This window comes from Promicromonospora sp. NPDC090134 (genome assembly GCF_044746965.1).
Classification (GTDB): domain Bacteria; phylum Actinomycetota; class Actinomycetes; order Actinomycetales; family Cellulomonadaceae; genus Promicromonospora.
Map to the genome: position 1 here is coordinate 561,073 of NZ_JBIVCZ010000002.1, position 22,592 is coordinate 583,664.

The 22,592-nt window shown below is 73.1% G+C and carries 17 protein-coding genes and 1 tRNA gene; 9 read left to right on the forward strand and 9 right to left on the reverse strand.

Annotation, left to right across the window (positions count from 1 at the left end):
* Positions 1 to 24: 24 nt before the first annotated feature.
* Positions 25 to 98: transfer RNA gene (locus ACIPN7_RS08850), tRNA-Arg, on the reverse strand.
* A gap of 55 nt (positions 99 to 153) precedes the next feature.
* Positions 154 to 1,731: an alpha/beta hydrolase gene (locus ACIPN7_RS08855; RefSeq protein WP_400540420.1), complete on the reverse strand. Its 1,578-nt coding sequence runs from the start codon at positions 1,729 to 1,731 to the stop codon at positions 154 to 156.
* Between the two features lie 237 nt (positions 1,732 to 1,968).
* On the opposite strand from ACIPN7_RS08855, the gene ACIPN7_RS08860 reads away from it, so the two are divergent.
* Positions 1,969 to 3,066 (forward strand): winged helix DNA-binding domain-containing protein, encoded by a 1,098-nt coding sequence (locus ACIPN7_RS08860; RefSeq protein ID WP_400540132.1) that lies wholly within the window; start codon positions 1,969 to 1,971, stop codon positions 3,064 to 3,066.
* 3 nt (positions 3,067 to 3,069) lie between these two features.
* Here the strand turns inward: ACIPN7_RS08860 and ACIPN7_RS08865 are convergent, their stop codons facing one another.
* Positions 3,070 to 3,261 (reverse strand): hypothetical protein, encoded by a 192-nt coding sequence (locus ACIPN7_RS08865; RefSeq protein ID WP_400540134.1) that lies wholly within the window; start codon positions 3,259 to 3,261, stop codon positions 3,070 to 3,072.
* 255 nt (positions 3,262 to 3,516) lie between these two features.
* Between ACIPN7_RS08865 and ACIPN7_RS08870 the strand changes: the two genes are divergently transcribed.
* The gene (locus tag ACIPN7_RS08870) at positions 3,517 to 5,193 is read left to right on the forward strand and encodes an ATP-dependent DNA ligase (RefSeq protein WP_400540422.1); all 1,677 of its coding nucleotides are present in this window, start codon (positions 3,517 to 3,519) and stop codon (positions 5,191 to 5,193) included.
* A gap of 34 nt (positions 5,194 to 5,227) precedes the next feature.
* Here ACIPN7_RS08870 and ACIPN7_RS08875 read toward each other — a convergent pair whose 3' ends face one another.
* The 6 genes from ACIPN7_RS08875 to ACIPN7_RS08900 all read right to left on the reverse strand — a co-directional run bounded on the left by ACIPN7_RS08875 (position 5,228) and on the right by ACIPN7_RS08900 (position 12,892).
* Positions 5,228 to 5,566 carry a YciI family protein gene (locus ACIPN7_RS08875; RefSeq protein WP_400540136.1) on the reverse strand — a complete coding sequence of 113 codons (339 nt, stop codon included), beginning with the start codon at positions 5,564 to 5,566 and terminating at the stop codon, positions 5,228 to 5,230.
* 259 nt (positions 5,567 to 5,825) lie between these two features.
* Positions 5,826 to 7,559, reverse strand: a complete 1,734-nt coding sequence (locus ACIPN7_RS08880) for a dipeptide ABC transporter ATP-binding protein (RefSeq protein WP_400540138.1) — start codon at positions 7,557 to 7,559, stop codon at positions 5,826 to 5,828.
* Positions 7,556 to 8,383: an ABC transporter permease gene (locus ACIPN7_RS08885; RefSeq protein ID WP_400540140.1), complete on the reverse strand. Its 828-nt coding sequence runs from the start codon at positions 8,381 to 8,383 to the stop codon at positions 7,556 to 7,558. The genes ACIPN7_RS08880 and ACIPN7_RS08885 overlap by 4 nt, the downstream gene beginning before the upstream one ends.
* Complete coding sequence (locus ACIPN7_RS08890) at positions 8,380 to 9,321, reverse strand: ABC transporter permease (protein ID WP_400540424.1); 942 nt, start codon at positions 9,319 to 9,321, stop codon at positions 8,380 to 8,382. Before ACIPN7_RS08890 ends, ACIPN7_RS08885 begins: the two co-directional genes overlap by 4 nt.
* A gap of 38 nt (positions 9,322 to 9,359) precedes the next feature.
* Positions 9,360 to 11,030 (reverse strand): ABC transporter substrate-binding protein, encoded by a 1,671-nt coding sequence (locus ACIPN7_RS08895; protein WP_400540142.1) that lies wholly within the window; start codon positions 11,028 to 11,030, stop codon positions 9,360 to 9,362.
* Positions 11,031 to 11,293: 263 nt separating this feature from the next.
* Positions 11,294 to 12,892: a carboxypeptidase-like regulatory domain-containing protein gene (locus ACIPN7_RS08900; protein WP_400540144.1), complete on the reverse strand. Its 1,599-nt coding sequence runs from the start codon at positions 12,890 to 12,892 to the stop codon at positions 11,294 to 11,296.
* Positions 12,893 to 13,430: 538 nt separating this feature from the next.
* Here ACIPN7_RS08900 and ACIPN7_RS08905 point away from each other — a divergent pair.
* From ACIPN7_RS08905 to ACIPN7_RS08935, 7 genes are read left to right on the forward strand one after another with little or no spacing between them, the layout of a single operon-like run.
* Positions 13,431 to 14,648 carry a toxic anion resistance protein gene (locus ACIPN7_RS08905; protein WP_400540146.1) on the forward strand — a complete coding sequence of 406 codons (1,218 nt, stop codon included), beginning with the start codon at positions 13,431 to 13,433 and terminating at the stop codon, positions 14,646 to 14,648.
* Positions 14,649 to 14,671: 23 nt separating this feature from the next.
* Positions 14,672 to 15,271: a hypothetical protein gene (locus tag ACIPN7_RS08910; protein WP_400540148.1), complete on the forward strand. Its 600-nt coding sequence runs from the start codon at positions 14,672 to 14,674 to the stop codon at positions 15,269 to 15,271.
* On the forward strand, positions 15,268 to 16,785 hold the full coding sequence (locus tag ACIPN7_RS08915; RefSeq protein WP_400540150.1) for an AAA family ATPase: 1,518 nt from the start codon (positions 15,268 to 15,270) through the stop codon (positions 16,783 to 16,785). Before ACIPN7_RS08910 ends, ACIPN7_RS08915 begins: the two co-directional genes overlap by 4 nt.
* Positions 16,782 to 18,113 carry a hypothetical protein gene (locus ACIPN7_RS08920; protein ID WP_400540152.1) on the forward strand — a complete coding sequence of 444 codons (1,332 nt, stop codon included), beginning with the start codon at positions 16,782 to 16,784 and terminating at the stop codon, positions 18,111 to 18,113. The genes ACIPN7_RS08915 and ACIPN7_RS08920 overlap by 4 nt, the downstream gene beginning before the upstream one ends.
* Positions 18,110 to 19,162: a glutamate ABC transporter substrate-binding protein gene (locus ACIPN7_RS08925; RefSeq protein WP_400540154.1), complete on the forward strand. Its 1,053-nt coding sequence runs from the start codon at positions 18,110 to 18,112 to the stop codon at positions 19,160 to 19,162. The genes ACIPN7_RS08920 and ACIPN7_RS08925 overlap by 4 nt, the downstream gene beginning before the upstream one ends.
* On the forward strand, positions 19,159 to 20,262 hold the full coding sequence (locus tag ACIPN7_RS08930) for a hypothetical protein (RefSeq protein WP_400540156.1): 1,104 nt from the start codon (positions 19,159 to 19,161) through the stop codon (positions 20,260 to 20,262). Before ACIPN7_RS08925 ends, ACIPN7_RS08930 begins: the two co-directional genes overlap by 4 nt.
* Positions 20,259 to 22,550: a tetratricopeptide repeat protein gene (locus tag ACIPN7_RS08935; RefSeq protein ID WP_400540158.1), complete on the forward strand. Its 2,292-nt coding sequence runs from the start codon at positions 20,259 to 20,261 to the stop codon at positions 22,548 to 22,550. The genes ACIPN7_RS08930 and ACIPN7_RS08935 overlap by 4 nt, the downstream gene beginning before the upstream one ends.
* Positions 22,551 to 22,592: the final 42 nt, after the last annotated feature.

Sequence of the window (22,592 nt, forward strand, 5' to 3'; positions counted from 1 at the left end):
CGACGCCCGACGACAGCAGATCAGTGCCCCCGGCAGGATTCGAACCCGCGACCTAGTCATTAGAAGTGACCCGCTCTATCCAGCTGAGCTACGGAGGCAAGCGAGCCGAGTTTAGCCTAGGCCGGGCCGGTCTTGACCATGCCAAATAGGCCGCTAGGGCGCTCCACAGGCGACGTCGCTGTCCGGACGCTCCCCGGTGCGCAGGAACGCGGTGGCGAGGTCGTCGGCGCAGTCGTTGCCCAGCCGCAGGTAGGACAGGTGTCCGCCCTGGTCAGCGGTCACCATGCGCGCCCGGTCCCCGAAGGCCGCACGCAGCGCCTTCGCACCGGACAGCGGCGTCGCCTGGTCGCGCAGGTTCTGCAGGATGAGCACGTTCGACGGCCCGTCGTCGGTGATCTCCACCTGCGGCTCGGTCGGCTCGGACGGCCAGAAGGCGCACGGGGTGATGTTTGCCCCGGCCGCACCGAACATCGGGTAGCGGATGCGGTCGATCGCGACGTTGAGCTGGTAGCGCCACACCTGCTCCGGCCAGTCGGAGTCGTTGCAGATCACGTGGAGCTGGCTGGCGATGTAGTTGTCCGCGGGGATCTCGACGTCCGCCGCCTCGGCAGCGGCCGCCGTGGCGCCGTCTGCCGGGGTCGACGGCGCGGCGGGCTCCGTCGTCGGACCCGCGAGCTCCCCGGGCACCGGGACGGGCTCGCCCCGGTCGAGCGCCCGCCAGGTCTCGGCGAGTCCCGGCAGGCTCGAGTCGTAGTAGAGGGCGGCGAACGTGGCGAACCGGAAGGCCGCACCGGTGTAGCCGTCGGGGCTGGGCTCCCGGTCCAGGCGGGCGGCGAGCTCGAAGTACGTGGCCCGCACCTGCCGGGGCGTGTCGCCCAGGCCGTACTCCGGGCGGTCCGCGGCGAACCGCGCGAAGTCCGGGAACCGGTCCTCGACGCCCTGCCCGAACATGCGCGAGAACGAGGAGTCCCAGCCGCCGGGCCCGGTGGCGCTGTCGAGCAGGAACCGGTCGCTGCGCTCCGGGAACATCGAGGTGTAGACCGAGCCCAGGTAGGTGCCGTAGGAGATGCCGAAGTAGGACACCTTCTCCTCGCCCAGGGCCGCGCGGACCTGGTCCATGTCGCGGGCGGTGTTGGCGGTGGTGATGTGCGGCAGCAGCCACGCCGTCGACGACGACCCGCACTTCTCCGCGACGTCCGCCACCCGGGTGGCCTCCGTGCGCACGTCGGCCGCGCCGCCCGCGTACATCGGGATGTTGGTCGGGTGCTCCAGCGGCGTGAGGTCGCAGGTCACCGGGGTGCTGCGGCCGACGCCGCGCGGGTCCATGCCGATCACGTCGTACTGGTCCAGCAGGTCCTGCGGCAGCTTGAGCACGTCGCGCAGGCCCGCCGGGTAGGCCAGGCCCTCCCCGCCGGGACCGCCGGTGTTGGTGAGCAGCACCCCGCGCCGCGCGTCCGGGTTCGTGCTGGAGAGGCGCGAGACGGCCACCTCGATGGTGCGGCCGTCCGGCTCGGCGTAGTCCAGCGGGACGTCGATGGTGCCGCACTCCAGCCCGGGCGCCGCGACCGCCTCGGGACAGTCGCCCCAGTCCAGCGTGCCCGCGGGGGCCGTCGCCGGCGTCGCGGCCGTCGCGGTCCCGCTCGGGATGGACGCCGGCGCGGACGACGCCGTAGCCGGTGCCACGGCGGCCGCCAGGAGGGCCACGGCGATCGTCAGCACGGACACACGCATCACCCGGCGCGGTGGGGTCGGGTCTGGGCTGTCAACGTCACGCGCTGGTGTCGAGGTCATGCCTCGATCCCACCGGGCAGGGGCCGCGTGCGCCAGTGCAACCATGTCACCCCGGCCCTGTGACATCCGTCGGGCCAGGGCATGACACCGTGTCACTGTTGTGCGGCTCCTGACCGGCTGACCAGCCAGGACGGTTCGGGCCCGGTGAGTGTCACAGGTGCGACGTAACCTTCCCGCATGCTCTCCGGACCGACCGACCTCTCCCCCGACGCCGCGCGCCGGCTGCGCCTGCGCACGCAGGGCCTGGTGCTGCCCGACGGGCCGAGCACCGCGTCGCCGGCCGACGTCGTGCGCCGGATGGTCGCCCTGCAGGGGCAGGACCTGCCCGCCGTGCTGCGCGCCGTCGCCGTCCGGTCCCGTCCCGGCACCACGGTCGACGACGTCCGCGCCGCGTTCGACGACGGCACCCTCGTGCGCGGGTGGACCCAGCGCGGGACCCTCTTCGCGACCACGCCCGCCGACCTGGCCGCGCTCGTCTCGCTCACGGGCGAGCGCGTGACGCACCTGGGCCGGCGCGTCCGCGAGGTGGAGGGGTTGGACGACGCGATCGTGGACCGGGCGGAGGCCGTCACCCGGGAAGCCCTCGCGGCGTCGGACAGCGGGCTCACGCGCGCCGAGATGATCGACCGGTGGCAGCAGGCCGGGATACCTATCGAGGGGCAGCGCGGCTACCACCTGATCGTCACCCTGGCGCTGCGCGGGGTGCTGCACTGGGGCCCGTTCGCAGGCGCGCAGCAGCGCATGGTCGCGACGCCGGCCCCGGCGGGCGGCGTCCTGGCCGAGGAGCCCGAGGCGGCCCTGCACCGCATCGCCCGGTCCTACTTCGCAAGCCGCGGACCGGCCACCGTCGACGACCTGGCCTGGTGGCTCGGCCTGCCCAAGACGCCCGTCCGCGCCGCCGTGCGCGCGCTGCGCGAGGCGGAGCCGGACGCCCTGGTCGACGTCACGGTCGACGGGAGGGCGATGCTGGTCGGGCGCGGCGTGGACCCGGACGGGCTCACGGAGCCCGGCGGGGTCGTGCTCGTGCCGGGGTTCGACGAGACAGTGCTGGGCTACCAGGAGCGCGGACTCGTCGCGGACGCCGAGGCGATGCGCACCGTCGTCCCGTTCAGCAACGGAATCTTCCGGCCGGCCGTGCTCCTGGACGGGCGCCTGGTCGGCACCTGGCGGCGCGCGCCCAAGGCGGCCGAGGAGGCGTACGAGCTGGTGCCGGGCGTCCCCAGCGCGACCCGCGCGGCCGTGGAGGCGGCGGTGATGGCCTGGCCGCACGGTTGACGGCTACGCCCGTGGAGCAGTTGCTTCCGGAACGGCGTCCTGCACGACGTCGTCCGCGAAGTAGGCGGCGCTCTCGGCGTCGGCCGGGTAGTAGGACTCGATCGCCACCTCGTCGAGCGTGATGTCCATCGGGGTGCCGAACGTCGTGATCGTCGAGAAGAGCCGCAGCTCCCGCCCGTCGATGCGGATGATCATGGGGATCACCACGTCCGCGGCGGCTCCCCGCCGGGCCGGAGATCACGGTGGTCGACATCATGCGGTTCGAGGACGGCCGCATCGCCGAGGCGTGGGAGCTCATCGAGCCGACCACCGATGCGCCCGCTCACCTGACGTGGTGGGCATGATGCGTTGACCACAGCAGTTGCTGCCAGGACCGGCCCCGGCGTGGCAGCAACTGCTCTGGTCAACACCTCGGGCCGCGGCCGGTCGGGCGGCGGGTCAAGATGGAGCATGCTGCTCGCCGAGGTCGCCGCCACGTCCGACGCCGTCGCCGCCACGCGCTCGCGCCTGGCCAAGCGTGCGGCCATCGCCGACCTGTTGCGCCGGACGGCGGACGGCGGTTCCGCCGCGCCGACGAATGCGGTCGCCGATCCGGAGCCCGGAGGTATGGCCAACGTCGCGGCATCCGTCCCCGAAGCCGGAGCGGTCGCCGACGACCTGGAGATCGTCGTCGCCTATCTCGCCGGGGCGCTGCGCCAGCGCCGCACGGGGCTCGGTTACGCCGCGCTGCGCGATCTGCCGCCACCGGCCGCAGACTCCACGCTCACGGTGCGCGACGTCGACGCCGCGTTCGCCGCGATGGCCGCCCTGGAGGGTGCGGGCTCGGCCCAGGCGCGCTCCGCCGCGGTCGCCGAGCTCTTCGGCGCCGCGACCGAGCGGGAACAGGCGTTCCTCCGCGGCCTGGTCGCGGGCGAGCTGCGGCAGGGCGCGCTCGACTCCGTCGTCGTCGATGCCGTGGCGGAGGCCGCCGGAACGCCCGCCGACGCCGTCCGCCGCGCCGTCATGCTGCGCGGGGCCACCGGACCGGTCGCGAGCGCCGCCCTGCTCGCGGACGACCCGCTCGCCGCCCTGGGGGGCTTCACGCTGGAGGTCGGCCGGCCGGTGCGGCCGATGCTCGCCCAGTCGGCCCCGGACGTCGCCGCCGCGTTCGAGAAGCTGGGGTCCGGCGACGAGAACGCCGAGCTGTGCGTCGACGTGAAGCTCGACGGCATCCGCATCCAGGTGCACCGCCTCGGCGACGAGGTGCGGGTGGTCACGCGCTCCCTGGACGACATCACCGAGCGCGTGCCGGAGATCGTCGAGGCGGTGCGCGCTCTGCCGTCGGACCGGCTGGTGCTGGACGGCGAGGCGCTCGGCGTCGGACCGGACGGCGTGCCGCGGCCGTTCCAGGAGACGGCCGCCCGGTCGGCGAGCCACGAGGCGACCCGGGGCTCCGCGCGCGGCCCGGCCCGGGCGACGTCGGCGGAGGAGGCCCTGGCCGATCAGTTCGAGCTCACCCCGTTCTTCTTCGACGTGCTGCACGCCGACGGGCGCGACCTGCTCGACGCCCCGCTCCGCGACCGCCTCGCGGTGCTGGACGAGGTCGCGGCGCCGCACACGGTGCGCCGCCTGGTGACGTCCGACCCGGAGGCGGCGGCCGAGTTCTTCGCGGGCGCGGTCCGCGAGTGCCAGGAGGGCGTGGTGATCAAGTCGCTGGACACGCCGTACGCGGCCGGACGACGCGGCGCCGGCTGGGTCAAGGTGAAGCCCCGCAAGACCCTGGACCTCGTGGTGCTGGCGGTCGAGCGCGGTTCCGGCCGCCGCCAGGGCTGGTTGTCCAACATCCACCTGGGCGCGCGGGACCCCGAGGGCGGCTTCGTGATGCTGGGCAAGACGTTCAAGGGCATGACCGACCAGATGCTGGAGTGGCAGACCGAGCGGTTCCGGGAGCTGGAGGTCGAGGACAACGGCTGGGTCGTCACCGTCCGGCCGGAGCAGGTCGTCGAGATCGCGTTCGACGGCCTGCAGCGCTCGACCCGCTACCCCGGCGGCCTCGCACTGCGGTTCGCGCGCGTGCTGCGCTACCGCGACGACAAGACGGCCGCGGAGGCGGACACGATCGACACGGTCCGGTCGCTCGCCGGCTGAGCCGCTGCCCTGACCTCTGATCCCCTTCGAGACCTCAGGACTCCGGGTCGTACATCAGCTCCCGGACCTCCTGGGCGCAGCGGCAGCCCTCCGCGATCCGGGCCGCCCACTTCAGCGCCTCTGCGCGCGAGTCCACCTCGAGGATCGCGAACCCGCCGATCACGGCCTTGGTCTCGGGGAACGGCCCGTCGGTCACGGTGCCGTCGGTGCCCACGATCGCGGCCCGCTGCCGCTCCAGGCCGGCGCCGAAGATCCACACCCCGGCGTCCTTGGCCGCCTGCACCACCGCGTGCGAGGCCTCGGCCACGGCGGGCAGGTCCTCCTCGGGAAACGTCATCGCGCCGTCGTCGAACGAGATCAGGTATCGCGGCATCGGAATTCTCCAGGTCTCGGCGGCCCCGGGCGGGCCGATCTCAGGTGAGGTGGACCCCGTACGCCGCCGAATTTCATCGGTCGGCGACGGCACGGACCGATTCGGCATCGTCCGAGTAGGACGCCACGCCGCTGGCGTGGGTAACGCTGAGACAGCAATGTTCCGTCAGCGTTACCTACCCGGGGCCGCAGACCGCTCTCCGGGGCGAGGTCGTGTCGGTACCGAGGCTCGCTCGCGCCGGTCCCGGATCCCCGCCCCGCTACAGCAGGACCGCGTCCCGCAGCAGTCGGGCGTACGGGTGCTCCGGGGCGTCGAAGACCTGCGACGCCGGGCCCTGCTCGACGATGCGGCCCTCCTGCATCACCGCGACGTCGTCGCTCATGTGCAGCGCGACGCCGAGGTCGTGCGTGATCAGGAGGTACGCGAGGTCGCGCTCGCGCTGGAGCCGGTCCAGCAGGTCGAGCACCTGCGCCTGGACCGAGACGTCGAGCGCCGAGACCGGCTCGTCCAGGACCAGCACCCGGGGCTGCGCCGCGAGCGCCCGCGCCACGGCGACACGCTGCCGCTGCCCGCCGGAGAGGTGCAACGGGCGGCGGGCGGCCAGCGCGGGGTCGAGGCCGACGGTGTCCAGCAGGGTGGCGATCTCCGCGCGCACCGGCCCGGGCCGGAGCGACCGGCCGCGGGTGATCGCGTCGGCCAGGACGGCGCCGACCGTCCAGCGCGGGTCGAACGAGCTCAGGGCGTCCTGGAACACCGCGCCGATGAGCGGCCGGCGCGGCCGCCGTCGGGTCTCCGGGAGCGGGCTCCACGGCTCGCCCAGCAGCGTGACCTCGCCGGCGTCGGGGTGCTCCAGGCCGAGCAGGAGGCGCGCGGTGGTCGACTTGCCCGACCCCGACTCGCCGACCAGCCCCAGCGTCCGCCCTGCCCGCAGGGAGAACGACACGGAGTCTGCGGCAACGATCTCCCGCCCCCCGACGTGAAACACCCGCGACAGCCCACGGGCCTCGACGAGAACCTCCCGCCCCTGGGCGCCGGCAATATCGAACGTAGGGGTAGTCGCATTGTCACCGCTCAGAGCGCGACTATCTCTACGTTCGACGGCGGCGGCCGCGCCGGCCGACGGCCCGACGACGGCGGCCGACGGCGCACCAGCTCCGGACAGCACGGCTCCCCGCGGCCGCCCCGCCGGGACGGCGTCGACCAGCTTCCGCGTGTACGGGTGCTGGGGCCGCTCGAACACCTCGGCGGGCGGGCCCTCCTCGACCACCACGCCGTCGGTCATGACGAGCACCCGGTCCGCGATGCCGAGCACCACCGACAGGTCGTGGCTGATCAGCAGCACGCCCGTGCCCTCGTCGCGGAGCTGCCCCAGCAGCCGCAGCACGCCGGCCTGGACGGGCTGGTCGAGCGCGGTGGTGGGTTCGTCGGCGATGACGAGGCGCGGGCCGGCCGCGATGCCGGCGGCGATCAGCGCCCGCTGCCGCTGCCCGCCCGAGAGCTGGCCGGGGCGCTGACCGGCCCGGAGCTCGGCGTCGGGCAGGCCCACCCGCTGGAGGAGCTCGAGGGTGCGCGCACGGCGCGCGGCGGCGTCGAGGTCGGTGTGCAGGGCGAGCGTGTCGCCGATCTCGCGGCCGACCGGACGCAGGGGGTCCAGGGAGACGAGCGCGTCCTGCGCGATGAGCCCGACGGTGCCGCCGCGCAGCTTCCGCAGGCGCCGCTGCGACAGGGACAGCACGTCCTGGCCCGCGACGGACAGCCGGGCCGCGGACACCCGCGCGCCCTCCCCCGCCAGGCCGACGACGCTGCGCGCGGTGACGCTCTTGCCGGAGCCGGACTCGCCGACGATCGCTACGCACTCGCCCGCCGCGACGTGGAGGCTGACGCCGTCGACGACGCGCCGCCCGGAGAACGACACGACGAGGTCGCGGACGTCCAGCACCGGCTCGCCCGGCTCCACCGGCGTCCGCCCCGAGGCCCGCCCCACCTCGCTCATGCCGCGCTCCTGTTCCGCTTCTGGATGCCCCGCCCGATCACCGTCGCCGCGGCGGCGCTGGCCACGATCGCCAGGCCGGGGAAGAACGTCATCCACCAGAAGTTGGCGATGTAGGTACGCCCGGCGGCGAGCATCGCGCCCCACTCCGCGGCGGGCGGCACGGCGCCCAGGCCGAGGTAGCTCAGCGAGGACACCCAGATGATCGCCTGCCCCAGGCCGAGCGTGGCCAGCACGAACAGGGCGGCGGTCACGTTCGGCAGGATGTGGCGCGCGGTGATCCACAGCCGCCCGCGGCCCAGCACCCGGGCGGCCTCGATGAACTCGGCGGACGCCGTCCGGCGCACCTGGGAGCGGATGATGCGCGCGTAGCCGGGCGCCGTGGCCAGGCCGACGGCGATGGTGGAGCTCAGCACGCCCGGCCCCGTGACCACGATGAACAACAGGGCGAGCAACAGGCCGGGGAACGCGAACAGCACCTCGACCACGCGGGTGGTGCCGAAGTCGAGCCAGCGCGGCCCGAGCCCCGCCACGAAGCCGAGCACGATCGCCAGGCCGATGCCGATCGCGGTGGCGAGCACGCCGATCAGCAGCGACTCCGAGGCGCCGTGCACGACTCGCGTGTAGATGTCGCGGCCGGACTCGTCGGTCCCGAAGAGATGGGCGAGCGACGGCGGCTGGAAGGCGTCGGCGTGCGAGACGGCGAGCGGGTCGCCGGGGGCGAGCAGGCCCGGCCACAGCGCGGCGACCACGAGCAGCACCAGGAAGACGGCGGCGACCGCCTCGGCCACGGTGAACCGGAGGCCGCCCACCCGGGCGCGACTCATTCGGCCACCGCCCGGGTGCGCGGGTCGATGACCCGGTCGGCGAGGTCGGTGACCAGCGTCATCACGGTGTACGCGAGCGCCACCACCAGCACGATGCCGGTCACGAGCGTGACGTCGCGCAGCTGCACGGCGGACAGCAGGCTGCGCCCCAGCCCTTGCCGCGCGAACACGGACTCGACCACCACGGCCCCGCTGATCAGCGACCCGAAGGCCCACCCGGACAGCCCGACGGCGGGGATCGCCGCGTGCCGCAGGGTGTGCCGCCAGAAGATCCGCACCTCGCTCTCGCCGCGCGCCCGGGCCGTGGTGACGAAGGGCGACTCCATGGCCGTGAGCAGGGACTCGCGCATGACCTGGCCCAGGAACCCGGCGAGCGGGATCGCCATGGTGAGCGCAGGCAGCACGATGCCGAGCGGCCCGGGCACGCTGACCGGCGGGAGGATCCCGAGGGTCAGGCTGAAGAAGAGGATGAGCACGGTCGCGAGCCAGAAGTGCGGCACGGCCGCCGCGACCAGCTCCAGCCCGGAGCCGATGGCCCAGGCGACCCGCCCGCCCCGCACGCTCCACGCCGCCAGGCCCGTGGCGAGCGCCCAGGCCAGCACAAGGGAGACCAGGGCGAGCGTGAGCGTGGCGCCGAACTGCTCGCCGATCGCGGTCAGCACCGGCTTGTGCAGCGAGTACGACTGGCCGAGGTCGCCGGTCACCAGCCGCCCCAGGTAGGTGAGGTACTGCACCACGAGCGGCTGGTCGAGGCCGTACTCGCGGCGCACCTGCGCCAGCGCCTCGGGCCCGGCCTGCGAGCCGGGGCCGCCGAGGATCGCCTCGGCGGGGTCGCCCGGGACGAGCCGCAGGGCGAAGAACGTGATGGTCGCGGCCGCCCACAGGACGAAGACGACGCCGCCGGCGCGCAGGAGCAGCCAGTGCCGGTTGCCCGGCACCGGCTTCCTGCGCGCCCCGGTGGTGGCGACCGGAAGGGTCAAGGCGCCAGCCATGCCCCGGCGAAGGTCGGCGTCGACACCGTCGGCATCGCCCGCAGCCCCTGCACGGTGGACGAGCGCAGGAAGTGGTTCTGCTGGTCGTACAGCGGCAGGATGTAGTAGCCCTCCAGGATGATCTGCTGCGCCTGCTCGTAGAGCGCTGCCCGCTCGTCGGCGTCGCTCGTGGCGGAGGCCTGGGTGAGCAGGTCGTCGAGCTCGGCGTCGTCCACCTGCGCGAGGTTCGCGAAGTACCCGCTCGGCGCCGGCGTGATCGAGTCGGAGTGGTACAGGATGCGCAGCACGTCCGGGCCGACCTTCGTGTACGGCGCGCTGACCAGGTCGTAGTCGTTCTCGGCGAGCACGCCGTACCAGCTCGACAGGTCCAGCGGCTGGAGGTTGACCTCGAAGCCGGCGGTCTTGGCGTCCGCCTGGATCTGCTCGAACAGGGACTGCTCGGCGGGGATCGACTGGTTGGTGCTCACCGGGAAGTCGAGGCTGAGGCGCTCGCCGTCCTTGACGCGGTAGCCGTCGGCGTCGCGCTCGTCCCAGCCGGCCTCGTCGAGGAGGTCGGACGCCGCGTCGGTGTCGACCGTGAACAGGTCGGGCAGGCTCAGGCCCAGCGGCTCGACGCTGGACAGCGGCGAGTAGGACCGCTCGGCGGTGCCGAAGAACAGGCTCTGGATGCCGTCGTCGACGTTCACGGAGCGGATGAACGCCTCGCGCACGCGCTCGTCGTCGAAGGGCGCCTTGCCCGAGTTGAGCTCGATGCGGTTGGCGGCGCCGGGACGCGGGGCATCCAGCTCCTCGATCGCGTCGTCCGACTCGGCCGACCGGATCGTGTCGGGCTGCGCGTTGTCGATGACCTGGACCTCACCGGACTGGAGCGCGGCGTAGCGGCTCGCGGAGTCGGGGATGAACCGCCACACGATCGAGTCGAGGTACGGCAGGTCGCTGCCCTCGGTCGCCTCGGCGACGTCGGCCGGCGGCGAGTTGTAGTCCTCGTTGCGGACCAGGGTCACCGAGTCCTGGCGCTCCCACGTCTCGACGACGAACGGGCCGGTGCCGACCGGCGCGGCGCAGTTCTCCTCCTGGCTGCGCTCCAGGGCCTTGGGCGACTCCATCGCGACCCACACCTGGGACAGCGACTCCAGCAGCGCGGAGTCGGGGGCGCTCATCTCGAGCCGGACCAGGTGGTCGTCGACGGCGACGACGTCCTTGATCTTCGCCAGGGCGAGGTAGCCGGTCGACGACGCCGTGGCGGGGTCCTGCACGTGGGCGATGTTCGCGGCCACGGCCTCGGCGTCGAACGGGGTGCCGTCGGTGAACGTCACGTCGTCGCGGAGCGTGAACTCCCACTCCAGGCCGTCGTCGCTCGCGTCCCACTCGGTGGCGAGCCACGGGATGACCTCGCCGTCCTCGTCGAGCGAGACCAGCGATTCCAGGTACTGGGTGGCGATGAGGGCCTGCGGGTAGTTGCCGCCGACGTGCGGGTCGAGGCAGGACGGCTCGGCGTCGCCGGACGCGTAGGTCAGGGTGCCGCCGGTGACGGGTTCGCCGGATGGCTCGTTCGTCGTCGTCCCGCCTCCCGGGGTACAAGCGGCGAGCAGGAGGGCGACGGCGGCCGTGACGACGACGGCGGCACGCGGGCGGGAGAACCGGCGCGAGGGCATGGCTTCGTGTACATCCTGTCTGGAAGGGTGTCCGAACGACTCCGTTCATGCTCCCAAACCCCGGGGCCCGGCGGGCATATTCCGTGGGCGGACGCCGTGTGGGGCGCACCACACCCACCGACCAGCGGCGGGAGCTGTCGGTGGGGGGCGGGCACCAGGACGGGCCGCCGCTACTTCCCGCTGATGGGCGGATCGCATGACGACGACCGCCGTCGGACGGCGGCCGTCGTCAGAGCTGAGCGAACCTGTAGGAACGCGAGGTACTACCGCTGGACAGCGCGTTCGGGCGACGTCGCGACGCCGTCGGTGAAGCCGTCGCGTCGTGCCGTGACCTCAACCGACAGCTCCGAGTCAAGGTCGTCCGTCGTGATCTGGTACCGAGCCGAGGTGGCACCCTCGATGGCGACGCCGTCACGAAGCCACCGGTACGAGTAGGCGAGATAGCCAGGCGTCCACGTCCCGGGGTTCGCCTCGACCGTCTCGCCCACCTTGGTGCTACCGGAGATCGCGGGAGAGGTCATCGGATGCACTTCGTGCTCGCCGAGCGCGAAGTCGATACCCGGCACGATGTCACAGGACTCGGGAACGACGACGTCGGCCGCCTCCTCGGCGTTGGGCGCACCGTAGCGGAACCAGTACTCCGGGCTCTCGCCTTCCCTTGTGACGACTACCGCGACGTCGTACGTCCCTGGCGCCAGACCGGGGACGCGGAACGCACCGTCCCCGGTGATCTGCACGTCACGGGTGACGAGGTCCGGATCCTCGTCGCTGAACACGCGGACTACCACGGACCCGGAGGTTGGAAGACTGGTGACCTCGCCTTCGACGGCACCGCACTCCGACAGACCGAAGTCCACTCCGGTCAGGCTTCCGCCCGGCTCCACGGCAAGCGGTGTCGCGTCCGCGAGCGCGTTCGCCGTGGAACCTGCGCCCGCGTAGTAGACGCCGGTATACGGCGAGTAGCTGGACTGGCGGTTGGCCGAGACGTAGACCTCACCGGTATCGCCGCCGGCGGCCTCGAAGCTGAAGCTCCCGTCCTCCGCCGTCATCACGGACCCGCGAGCGCCGTAGCCGATGGGGTCCGCGGCGACCTCTGCGTTCGCGACCGGGCTGCCGTCGGGCGCGACGACCGTCCCCGTGATGGTGGTCAGGCGCGGAAGGACGACCTGCTGACCGGAGAGCCCGGACATGGGAACGGTGAAGTGCCTCGCCTCGGCGCGATCCTGGGTTGCCTGGTGCTCGCCGACATATCCGAAGGCGAAGCCGTCGATCGTTGCCGCTTCGACGATCTCGAGCGTGTAGTCCTCACCGGGCCGGACCTGCGGGAAGCTGAACTCACCGCCAATGCCCGTCCCGTCGGCGAGACCGTGCTGAGCGACGACTCGTCCATCGGCTGCCGCGACCTTGACCCTTACCCCCCAGACCGGAGCACCTTGCTGGTCCAGGACGTTGCCCGAGATGCCGCCGGCACGCTCGATCCGGACGTCCATCCACAGACCTGACTCGGGAAGTTCGAAGGATGGCGTTCCTGCGGCGGCGTCGGTGTCGACGTAGTAGTCGCCGTCCCGCACCCAGACGTCGCCAGGGATGTAACGGGGGGTGCCGTCGGCGTTGGTCATCTCGATCGTGTAGCGCTCGCCCGGTGTCAGCTCGCCGATCGCGAACGTACCGTCGGACCCGGTCGTCGCCGTACCCGCGATCGTCTGCTCGTCCGCGACCCGGACGGTGACGAGGACCGGGTGGGCGGGCAGCTCGTACTCATCTTGCACGACGCCTGAGATAGAACCTGATGCCAGTTCGGCTGCGTTCGCGGGTAGTCCTCCTATGGCGAGTGCAACGAGGAAGGTGAGGATGGTGGCCAAGCCGGCTCCGGCTCGCATACGCATTTTTGAGTGGTGCAACCTGCTCTCCGTTCCTTCGTGTGGATCGAGCTCGCGCCGAAGCACTCCCCTAGCGGCTCGAAAGGGCCCATCGCGACCGAGCCCCGACAAGCCGAGGCCATGCCAGCGGCGACCGAGGTTGGCACCAATCGGACCAATGCCGCAACGCGGACAAAGGTAGAAGTTGCTCCACGAGGCACAGATTCTTGGCAGGATTTGCCCGGTAATTCACCCGCACCATCCACAGGGTGAAAACGAAGGCGAGAGAACGAGCCGCCATTCGCGCATCGCCCTGTGGAGAACCCACACACAAGATCTTCACCCGGAAATGGCCCTCGACCGGCTGCCGTACCACCTCGGGCGGCGCTCCGGATCGTCACACTCCACCCGTCCAGCGGCATCGGGAACTCTGCCCGCCGCCCCCTCGTTCTCACCCCGCCGAGCAGCGTCTCCGCCCTCGTCGGCGGATGCCCGCGGCATATACTCGCCGCGTTCGGACGCCCTATCTCGAGGAGCACCGATGACCGAGCCGATGCCGCTTCAACCCCCCGCGCCAGCACAGCCGCTCGTGCTCACCGCGCCCGACCCGGTGCAGGCCGTGCCCGCGACGCAGGCACCCAAGATGGCGCCCAAGGTCGACCCGGCCGTGGCGCCCGCGCTCGACCAGAAGGTCAGCACCTACCTGGACGGCCTGCTCGGCACCGACACCCGCTCCCCCGAGTTCGCCAAGCGCGCCGAGGACGTGCGCACCATGGGCGACCAGGACATCCGGCAGGCCTCCGACTCCAGCAACCGGCTGCTCGCCACGCCCGTCCGGGCCCTGAAGGAGGGCGGCCTCGCCGACGGCTCCAAGGTGGGCCAGACCCTGCTGGAGCTGCGCCGCACCGTCGAGGACCTGGACCCGTCCGAGGCCAGCATGGGCCGCAAGATCCTCGGGATCATCCCGTTCGGCGACAAGCTGCAGGACTACTTCCGCCGCTACGAGTCCGCCCAGGGCCAGCTCAACGCCATCATCCAGGCCCTCTACAACGGGCAGGACGAGCTGCGCAAGGACAACGCCGCGCTCAACCTGGAGAAGCAGAACCTCTGGGACACGATGACGCGGCTCAACCAGTACATCTACGTGGCCGAGCGGCTCGACGCCCAGCTCTCCGCGAAGATCGCCGAGCTGCAGATCGCCGACCCCGAGCGGGCCAAGGCGCTGTCCGAGGACGTGCTGTTCTACGTGCGCCAGAAGCACCAGGACCTGCTCACCCAGCTCGCGGTCTCGATCCAGGGCTACCTCGCGATCGACATCATCATCAAGAACAACGTCGAGCTCACCAAGGGCGTCGACCGCGCCACCACGACGACGGTCTCGGCGCTGCGCACCGCCGTCATCGTGGCGCAGGCCCTCGCCAACCAGAAGCTCGTGCTGGACCAGATCGGCGCCCTGAACACCACGACGTCGAACATGATCGCCTCCACGTCCAAGATGCTCGCCGACCAGTCCGCGACCATCCAGGAGCAGGCCGCGAGCTCGACCGTGGGCATCGAGCAGCTCCAGTCGGCGTTCGCGAACATCTACGCGACGATGGACTCCATCAGCGACTTCAAGACGCGTGCGCTGGACTCGATGTCGCAGACCATCGGCGTGCTGCAGACCGAGACGACCAAGGCCTCCGAGTACGTCGAGCGGGCCCGGCGCACCAACACCGACGGCGTGGCGAGCGGCTCCCTCGACCTCGGCAACCGGTGACGGCCGCGGGCACGGGGGAACGCATGGGCTGGTGGCAGCGGGTCTTCGGCGGCGGGCGCACCGAGGAGGAGCCGCCCCTCGCGATCCCGGCGCCGCCCACGACCGAGCAGATCGTCACGTCCGTCGACGCCGTGCTGGCGCGCGCGTCCGGGAAGGCCCCCGCGGCCGTCACGGCCCGGGTGCAGCGCGTCGCCGAGACCGTGCACGAGATGGCGCCGCGGCTGGACCGGCTCGGCGCGGGCTCCCAGCAGGCGCACACCGTGGTCGCCACCGCGACGAGCTACCTGCCGGAGGCCGTCGACGCCTACCTGCGCCTGCCCCGCGACTTCGCCGACCGGCGCGTCGTGGACCGCGGCAAGACGTCGCTCCTGATCCTCTGTGACCAGCTCGATCTCCTGGGCGCCACGCTCGACAAGATCTCCGACGCCGTCTCCCGCGCCGACGCCGTGGCCCTCGTGGCCCACGGGCGGTTCCTGGAGGAGAAGTTCGGCACCTCGGGCAGCCTCACCCTCCCGAGCGCCGGCGCGGCGCCGGGCCAGGCCCTGCCGGACCAGCCGCTGCCCGGCCCGGGCACGGCGGGTCCCGGTACGGCGTCGGGTCAGGCTCCGCTGGAGGCCCCGTGACGACGACGGCGCTGACGGCCGCACTCGACGCCCTCGCCCGGGCCGGCGCCGCCGCCGGCGTGGACGGCCCCGCCGCGCGGGCCGAGGGCGAGCGGCTGGCCGCCGCGGTCGCCGAGTCGTCCCCGGGCGCCCCGACCGACTGGCTGACGGCCACCGCCTCCGGCGGCCCGGCCGCGAGCGTCGCCGCCCGCCCGACGTCGTCCACGCTCCAGCCGTTCTTCGACGCCGCCGTGAGCGCCCGCCGCTGGCGCTCCGCCCCGACCGACCTGCTGGAACACCTCATCGCGACAGCCCCGCAGCACGCCCCGGGCTACGCCGACGCCCTGTCCGCCGTCGTCGACGCGGCCGCCACCCTGGGCGACCCGAGCATCAGCGCCATAGCCGCCGCCGAAGGCACGAAGGCGGTCCACCGCAGCGCGGCAACAGGCCGAGACAAGGCACCCACCCACCCCACCCCCAAGTACCCCACCCCCCTCGACGCGGCCCACCACACACGGCCACCACTCCCCCCAGGCGAAGGCGACCTGACAGCGAAGGCCGCGGGGTCCGAGATACCGCGCCCGGATGTATCCCTTCCCGAAGTGGAGGGCCCCCTGGGGCCCGTGAACGCATCCGGGCGCGGTATCTCGGACCCCGCGGCCGCCCCAGCCACAGCACCAGCACCAGCACCAGCACCAGCACCAGAGAAGAAACTGGAAGAGCTCCTGAAAGAGCTCGACACACTGACCGGCCTGGACCGCGTCAAGCAAGAGATCCACCGGCAGACCGAGCTCCTCCGCATCGAGCGCCTCCGCGCCGAGGCCGGCCTCACGTCCCCCACGCTCACCCGCCACCTGGTGTTCGTCGGCAACCCCGGCACGGGCAAGACGACGGTGGGCCGGCTCGTGGCCGGCATCTACCGCGCGCTGGGCCTGCTGGACAAGGGCCACCTCGTGGAGGTCGACCGCTCCGAGCTGGTGGCGGGGTACCTGGGTCAGACGGCAGAGAAGACGACGGCGGTGGTGCAGCGCGCCCTGGGCGGTGTGCTGTTCATCGACGAGGCGTACGCGCTGGCCGAGGACCAGTACGGCCGCGAGGCGGTGGACACCCTGGTCAAGGACATGGAGGACCACCGCGACGACCTCGTGGTGATCGTGGCGGGCTACCCGGGCCCGATGGCCCGGTTCGTCGGCACCAACCCGGGCCTGGAGAGCCGGTTCTCGCGGACCATCACGTTCGAGGACTACTCCGCCGCCGAGCTGCGGCAGATCTTCGCGGCCATGGCGCAGGCCGCCGACTTCGAGCCGGAGCCTGAGACCCTCGACCGCTTCGACCGCCTCGAGGCGGACCAGGTGCGCGGCGAGGGCTTCGGCAACGGCCGCTGGGCACGCAACGTGCTCGACTCCGCGATCGCCCGGCACGCCTGGCGCCTGCGGGACGTTGAACGACCGACGGTGGACCAGCTGCGCACGCTGGTCCCGGAAGACCTGGAGGACGTCGTGGACATCGGGACAGACAGCGAGGCCACCCTGTGACGGCACCCCTGACCACCACGGGCCCGCCCCGGACCGAGCCGGGTCAGGCGCCGGGCGCCCAGGGCGAGGCACCGGCGCGCACCTCCGTCCGGGACCGCCTCACCGCGGAGCTCGCGACCACCCCGGGCCGGCTGGCGCTGGCCACCGCCGTGGCCGTGGTGGCGTGCCTGCTGCTCGCGGTCACCGGGTTCCTGGCGGGCAGCAGCCAGTCGGCGGCGCTGCGGGACGCGCAGCGCGACGCCGCGCAGCTCGTCGGCACGCAGGAGCTGCGCAACGACCTGGTGTCGGCGGACGCGACGGCGACCAACGCGTTCCTCGTCGGCGGGCTGGAGCCCACGGAGGCCCGCGAGCGCTACGAGGCGAGCTTGTCCGAGGCCGCGGAGGCGCTGCCGGCGCTGGCCGCGACGGCACAGGGGGCGGACGAGACCGCGGACCTGGCCACGGTGTCGGACTCGGTGCAGCGGTACGCGGGCCTGGTCGAGTCGGCCCGGGCGAACAACCGGCAGGGCTTCCCGGTCGGCGCGGCCTACCTGGACCAGGCCTCCGCCGCGCTGCGCGACGAGGTGCTGCCCACGCTGGACGACGTGGCGGTCTCGACGTCCGAGCGGGTGGACGACGACCTGACGTCCGTCTCCCTGAGCCAGGCGCTGCTGTTGTTCGTGCTGCTGGGCCTGGTGGCGCTGGCCGCCGTCCAGCTCTGGCTGGCGCGCCGCACGCACCGCCGGCTGAACCTGGGCCTGGCGGCCGCGAGCGCCGCCCTCCTGGTGGGCGGCATCGTGGCGACGGCGGCGGTGCTGGGCGGCAACGGTGTGGCCCGGTCGGTGGCGAGCGGGCCGTACGCGGCCACGGTCGCCACGTCGCAGGCCCTGTCGCTCGCGACGGACGCCAAGTCGATGGAGTCGTTCACGCTGATCAAGCGCGGTTCCGGGGCCGAGTTCGAGGAGTCCTACCAGACGTCGGTCGCCCAGGCCCGGGACCTGCTGACCGAGGCGGAGGACGCCTCGGACACCGGCTCCGACCCCCTGGCGCTGCTGAACGCCTGGGACGAGAAGCACGCCGAGATCCGCGCGCTGGACGACGGCGGCAACTGGGAGGAGGCGGTCGACGCCGCGACGTCCACGGCCGACGACTCGGCGGGCGCGGCCTTCACGGCGTTCTCCGACCGGGCCCACGCCGACGTCGAGACCACGAGCACCGCCGCGGTGGACCGGCTCGGCTCCGCGGCGACCACCGCCCAGATCGCGGCCTGGGTCGCCCTCGTGCTCGGTGTCGCCGGCGCCGTCGCTGCGGCCGCCGGGATGAACGTCCGCCTGAAGGAGTACCGATGAGCACGCGCGCAGCCCGCAGACCGATCGTCACCGCCCTGGTGGCGCTGGCCCTGGTGGGCACGACGGCGGCGTGCGCACCCCAGCCCACGACGCAGCTCCTGACGGGCGCGGCCGGGGCGGGGTCGTCCGCCGAGCAGTCGGTCCAGGAGACCACGCAGGACTCCGCGCAGCAGTCGGCCCAGGGTTCGGCCCAGCAGGGCGGGAAGACGTCGGGCACGGCCACGGCCGCGGAGGACTGCAGCGACGGCCTGCCGCCCGTCGCGTCGCTCGACCCGGGCGGCAGCCCGGAGGTGACGTCCGGCTCCACCATGGCCGAGATCCGCGAGCGCGGTGTGCTCAAGGTGGGCGTCTCGGCGGACACCCTGCTCATGGGCTCGCGCAACCCGTTCACGGGCGACATCGAGGGTTTCGACATCGACGTGGCCCACCAGATCGCGGACGCGATCCTGGGCGACCCGGACAAGATCCAGTACCGGGTCATCACGTCGGGCGACCGGGAGACCGTCCTGGAGGACGGCGACGTCGACATCGTGACCCGTGCGTTCACGATCAACTGCGACCGGTGGGAGAACATCGCGTTCTCGGCCGAGTACTACCACGCGGGGCAGAAGCTGCTGGTGCCGTCGACGTCGGACGTGAAGAGCATCGACGACCTGGACGGGCAGCGCGTGTGCGCGCCCGAGGGCACCACCACCCTGGAGCGGCTGGAGCAGTGGGAGGGCGTCGAGGCGGTGCCCGCCGCCACGCACACCACGTGCCTGGTCCTGTTCCAGCAGGGTGCTGTGGACGCCATCACCGGCGACGACACGGTCCTGGCGGGCTTCGCCGCCCAGGACCCGTATGCCAAGGTCGTGGGCGACGCCGTGAGCGACGAGCCGTACGGCGTGGGCGTCCCGGCCGGCAACGCGGACATGGTGCGGTTCGTCAACGGCGTGCTGGAGGACATGGTCGCGGACGGACAGTGGGAGGAGTCCTACGACCGCTGGCTGGGCGACGCGCTCGGCGCGGCGCCGACCGCACCCGAGCCCGTGTACGGACGGACGCCGTGAGCAGGACGCAGCGCGCGCCCGCGCCGCCGGGCGCTCTGGGGGTGGCGGCCGAGCCGGCCGCGCTCCTGGCCTACCTGTCCGACCTGCAGGCGTGGCTCGACGTGCGCCGGGCCGACCTGGACCGGCTCGACGTCGCGGCCCGGCAGTCCGGCGCGGACGCCGTCACCGCCGACGTGGTGCTCGCCCTGACCCTGTGGCAGGCCGTGCGCACCCGCACGGACGAGCTGGTCGAGGTGTGGGACTCCGGCCGGGCCGACGCCGTGGCGCGCGAGCGCATGTCGCAGCTCGTCTGGGGCCGCCTCGGCGGCGACCCCGCCACGTCGCTCCTGTCCCTGGTCGACGCCGCGCGCCTGTGCGACGCGCAGGCCGACCAGCTCGCCTCCCGGCTCTCGTTCGACCCGCACGCGGCCGACGTCACGGCGCGGTTCCGGGCGGTGGCCGCCGGGATCGTCCGGGCGGAGGACGCCGCGCGGGCCACGGCCGCGACGGAGGACGACGCCGCCGTCGCCCGCCTGCGCGACCGGCACGCCCGGCTCAAGGCCGACGCCGCCCGCGGCGCCGACGTCACGGGCCCCCTCGGCGCGCTGGAGGACGAGGTCGCGCGCACCGAGCGGGACCTGATCGTGCACGCGGCCCGGAGCCGGTCGCTCGCCAAGGACCGGCAGCGCGCCGTCGAGCTGCGCGCCGCGCTGGCCGACCGGGCGCCCCGGCTCGCGCAGGTCGCCGAGCGCTGCCGCCGGGAGATCGCCGATCCGCCACGGCTCGCGATCCCGGACGTGCACCGGCTGGGCGAGGTCCCGGACGAGCAGGACCGGCTCACCACCTACGTCCAGCGCCTCGGCGCCGTCGAACGCGCCATGGAGCAGGTCGAGGACGCCTACACCGCACCCCTGCGGGAGCGCGCCGAGCTGCGCTACCGCGTGAAGAACCTGATGACGAAGGCCCAGGTCAACGGGCGGGCGTCGTCCTACACCGTGAAGGCGGGCGAGGACGAGGTGCGCGAGGCGCTCGACGCGACCCCCTGCGACCTGGCCCTGGCCCGGCACTTCACCGAGCAGCTCGAGACGCTCGTGCGCGATCTCCCGGAGGGACACCGATGACTGAACAGGCCTGCGCCGAGCCGGGCTGCACCGGCACCATCGAGGACGGCTACTGCAACGTGTGCGGTACGCCGGCCGGCGGCAACCCGGACGGCGACGCGCTCGCCGCCGTCGCGGCGTCCTGGGCCGACGACGACCTCGACGCGGCGACCGTCCGCGCCTCGGGGTCCGTGCCGAGCGCCATGGCCGAGCCGTCGACCGGGCGCACCAGCTCGTCCCGCCTCGCGTCCACCGCCCTGGGCTCGGCCCGCGTGACGGGCGGCACCCGGCAGACCCGCCGGGTCGGCACCGGGTCCACGCGCCTGCGCGGGCACCGGCTGGGGGCGGGCCTGACCACCGTGCCGCACACGCCGGTGGCCGACCCGCTGCAGGCCGTCATGGAGACGCCCGAGCTCGCCGAGTCCAAGCGGTACTGCCCCACGTGCGGGCAGCCGGTGGGCCGCGCCCGGGACGGCGTGCCCGGCCGCATCGCCGGGTTCTGCGGGCACTGCGGCGCGCGGTACGACTTCGCCCCCGCGCTCAAGGCCGGCGACCTCCTGGCCGGCCAGTACGAGGTGGTGGGCTGCCTGGCCCACGGTGGCCTCGGCTGGATCTACCTGGCGCGGGACCGCAACGTCAGCGGCCGCTGGGTGGTCCTCAAGGGCCTCCTCAACGCGGGCGACCAGGAAGCCTACGAAGCGGCGGTCGCCGAGCGCCAGTTCCTGGCCGAGGTCGAGCACCCGCTGATCGTCGAGATCTTCAACTTCGTGCTCCACGAGGGCCTGGGCTATACCGTCATGGAGTTCGTGGGCGGCCGGTCGCTCAAGGACGTGCTCAAGGACCGCCGCGAGCAGGACGGCGGTCAGCCCCGCCCGCTGCCCGTGGACCAGGCCATCGCCTACATCCTCGAGGTGCTGCCCGCGTTCAGCTACCTGCACGACCACGACCTGCTGTACTGCGACTTCAAGCCGGACAACATCATCGCCCAGGGCGACGGAGTCAAGCTGATCGACATGGGCGGCGTACGCCGCACCGACGACCTGACGTCCGCCATCTACGGCACCGTCGGCTACCAGGCGCCCGAGGTGCCGGAGGTCGGGCCGTCCGTGGCGTCCGACATCTTCACGCTCGGCCGCACCCTGGCGTCCCTCGTGCTCGACTTCCGCGGCAACACCACCGTCTACCAGGCGTCGTTCCCGCCCGTGGCCGACACCCCCGTCTTCCAGAAGTACGACTCGTTCTACCGCTGGCTCGCCAAGGCGTGCGCCCCCGATCCCGCCGACCGGTTCGCCACCGTGGACGAGGCCCGGGTCCAGCTCCTGGGCGTGCTGCGCGAGGTGGTCGCCACCGACAAGGGGCCCGGGTACACCGCGACGACGTCCGCCGAGTCCCTGCTGTTCGGCGTGCCGCCGCTCGACGGCGCCGACGGCGCCCTCGACTGGAACGAGCTGCCGCTCCTGAAGGTCGACTCCGCCGACCCGATGGCGTCCTGGCTGGCCGGCGTCAACGTGGCCGACCCCGTGGAGCGCATCAAGGCGCTGGCCGACCCGGACGAGCACACCGTCGAGGTGCGCCTCGCCGTCGCCCGCGCCGCGATCGAGGCGGACGACGCCGCGCTGCTGCGCACCACCGTGGCGCAGATCCTGGAGGACGACGCCTGGGAGTGGCGCGCCGCCTGGATGGAGGGCCTCGGGCACCTCGCGTCGGGCAACGCCGCCGCGGCCCGCGCGTCGTTCAACGCCGTCTACGGGCAGGTGCCCGGCGAACCGGCGCCCAAGCTCGCGCTCGCCACGTCCTGCGAGCTCTCGGGCGAGCCGGGCGTCGCCGAGCTGCTCTACGGCACCATCGCCCGGGCCGACGCCAACTACACCGGTGCCGCCGCGTTCGGCCTCGCCCGCGTGCGGTCCGGCGGCGGCGACCTCGACGGCGCCCTCGGGGCTCTCGAGCTGGTGGGCCCCACGCGCGGGTCCTTCCCGGACGCCCGCCTCCAGCGGGCCCGGCTCCTCGTCTCCGCGCACCGCACGCTGCTCGACCTGGCCGACGCCGTCGCCGGCCTCGACGCCGCCCACATCCCCGACCGTCCCAAGGCCCAGGTCACCGTCGAGGCCCTCGACGAGGCGCTCGACATCGTGCTGCGCGACGGGCCCGTCCCGAGCGTACGGGTGGCCGGTGTGAGCGCCGAGGAGCACGAGCTGAGAGACCGCCTCGAGCTCGCCCTGCGCAACCTCGCCCACCTCACCGACGAGCGCTCGGAGCGCGTCGCGCTCGTGGACCGGGCAAACTCCGTACGACAGTGGACGTGGCGATAAACGGGGCGGGAGCCCTGACGAACGCAAGGAGATCTGCCCAGA

Bases quoted from the DNA above. Each gene is read 5' to 3' on its own strand.
- ACIPN7_RS08855 (WP_400540420.1), bottom strand. From the start codon at position 1,731: ATGCGTGTGTCCGTGCTGACGATCGCCGTGGCCCTCCTGGCGGCCGCC.
- ACIPN7_RS08860 (WP_400540132.1), top strand. From the start codon at position 1,969: ATGCTCTCCGGACCGACCGACCTCTCCCCCGACGCCGCGCGCCGGCTG.
- ACIPN7_RS08865 (WP_400540134.1), bottom strand. From the start codon at position 3,261: ATGATCATCCGCATCGACGGGCGGGAGCTGCGGCTCTTCTCGACGATC.
- ACIPN7_RS08870 (WP_400540422.1), top strand. From the start codon at position 3,517: ATGCTGCTCGCCGAGGTCGCCGCCACGTCCGACGCCGTCGCCGCCACG.
- ACIPN7_RS08875 (WP_400540136.1), bottom strand. From the start codon at position 5,566: ATGCCGCGATACCTGATCTCGTTCGACGACGGCGCGATGACGTTTCCC.
- ACIPN7_RS08880 (WP_400540138.1), bottom strand. From the start codon at position 7,559: ATGAGCGAGGTGGGGCGGGCCTCGGGGCGGACGCCGGTGGAGCCGGGC.
- ACIPN7_RS08885 (WP_400540140.1), bottom strand. From the start codon at position 8,383: ATGAGTCGCGCCCGGGTGGGCGGCCTCCGGTTCACCGTGGCCGAGGCG.
- ACIPN7_RS08895 (WP_400540142.1), bottom strand. From the start codon at position 11,030: ATGCCCTCGCGCCGGTTCTCCCGCCCGCGTGCCGCCGTCGTCGTCACG.
- ACIPN7_RS08905 (WP_400540146.1), top strand. From the start codon at position 13,431: ATGACCGAGCCGATGCCGCTTCAACCCCCCGCGCCAGCACAGCCGCTC.
- ACIPN7_RS08910 (WP_400540148.1), top strand. From the start codon at position 14,672: ATGGGCTGGTGGCAGCGGGTCTTCGGCGGCGGGCGCACCGAGGAGGAG.
- ACIPN7_RS08925 (WP_400540154.1), top strand. From the start codon at position 18,110: ATGAGCACGCGCGCAGCCCGCAGACCGATCGTCACCGCCCTGGTGGCG.
- ACIPN7_RS08935 (WP_400540158.1), top strand. From the start codon at position 20,259: ATGACTGAACAGGCCTGCGCCGAGCCGGGCTGCACCGGCACCATCGAG.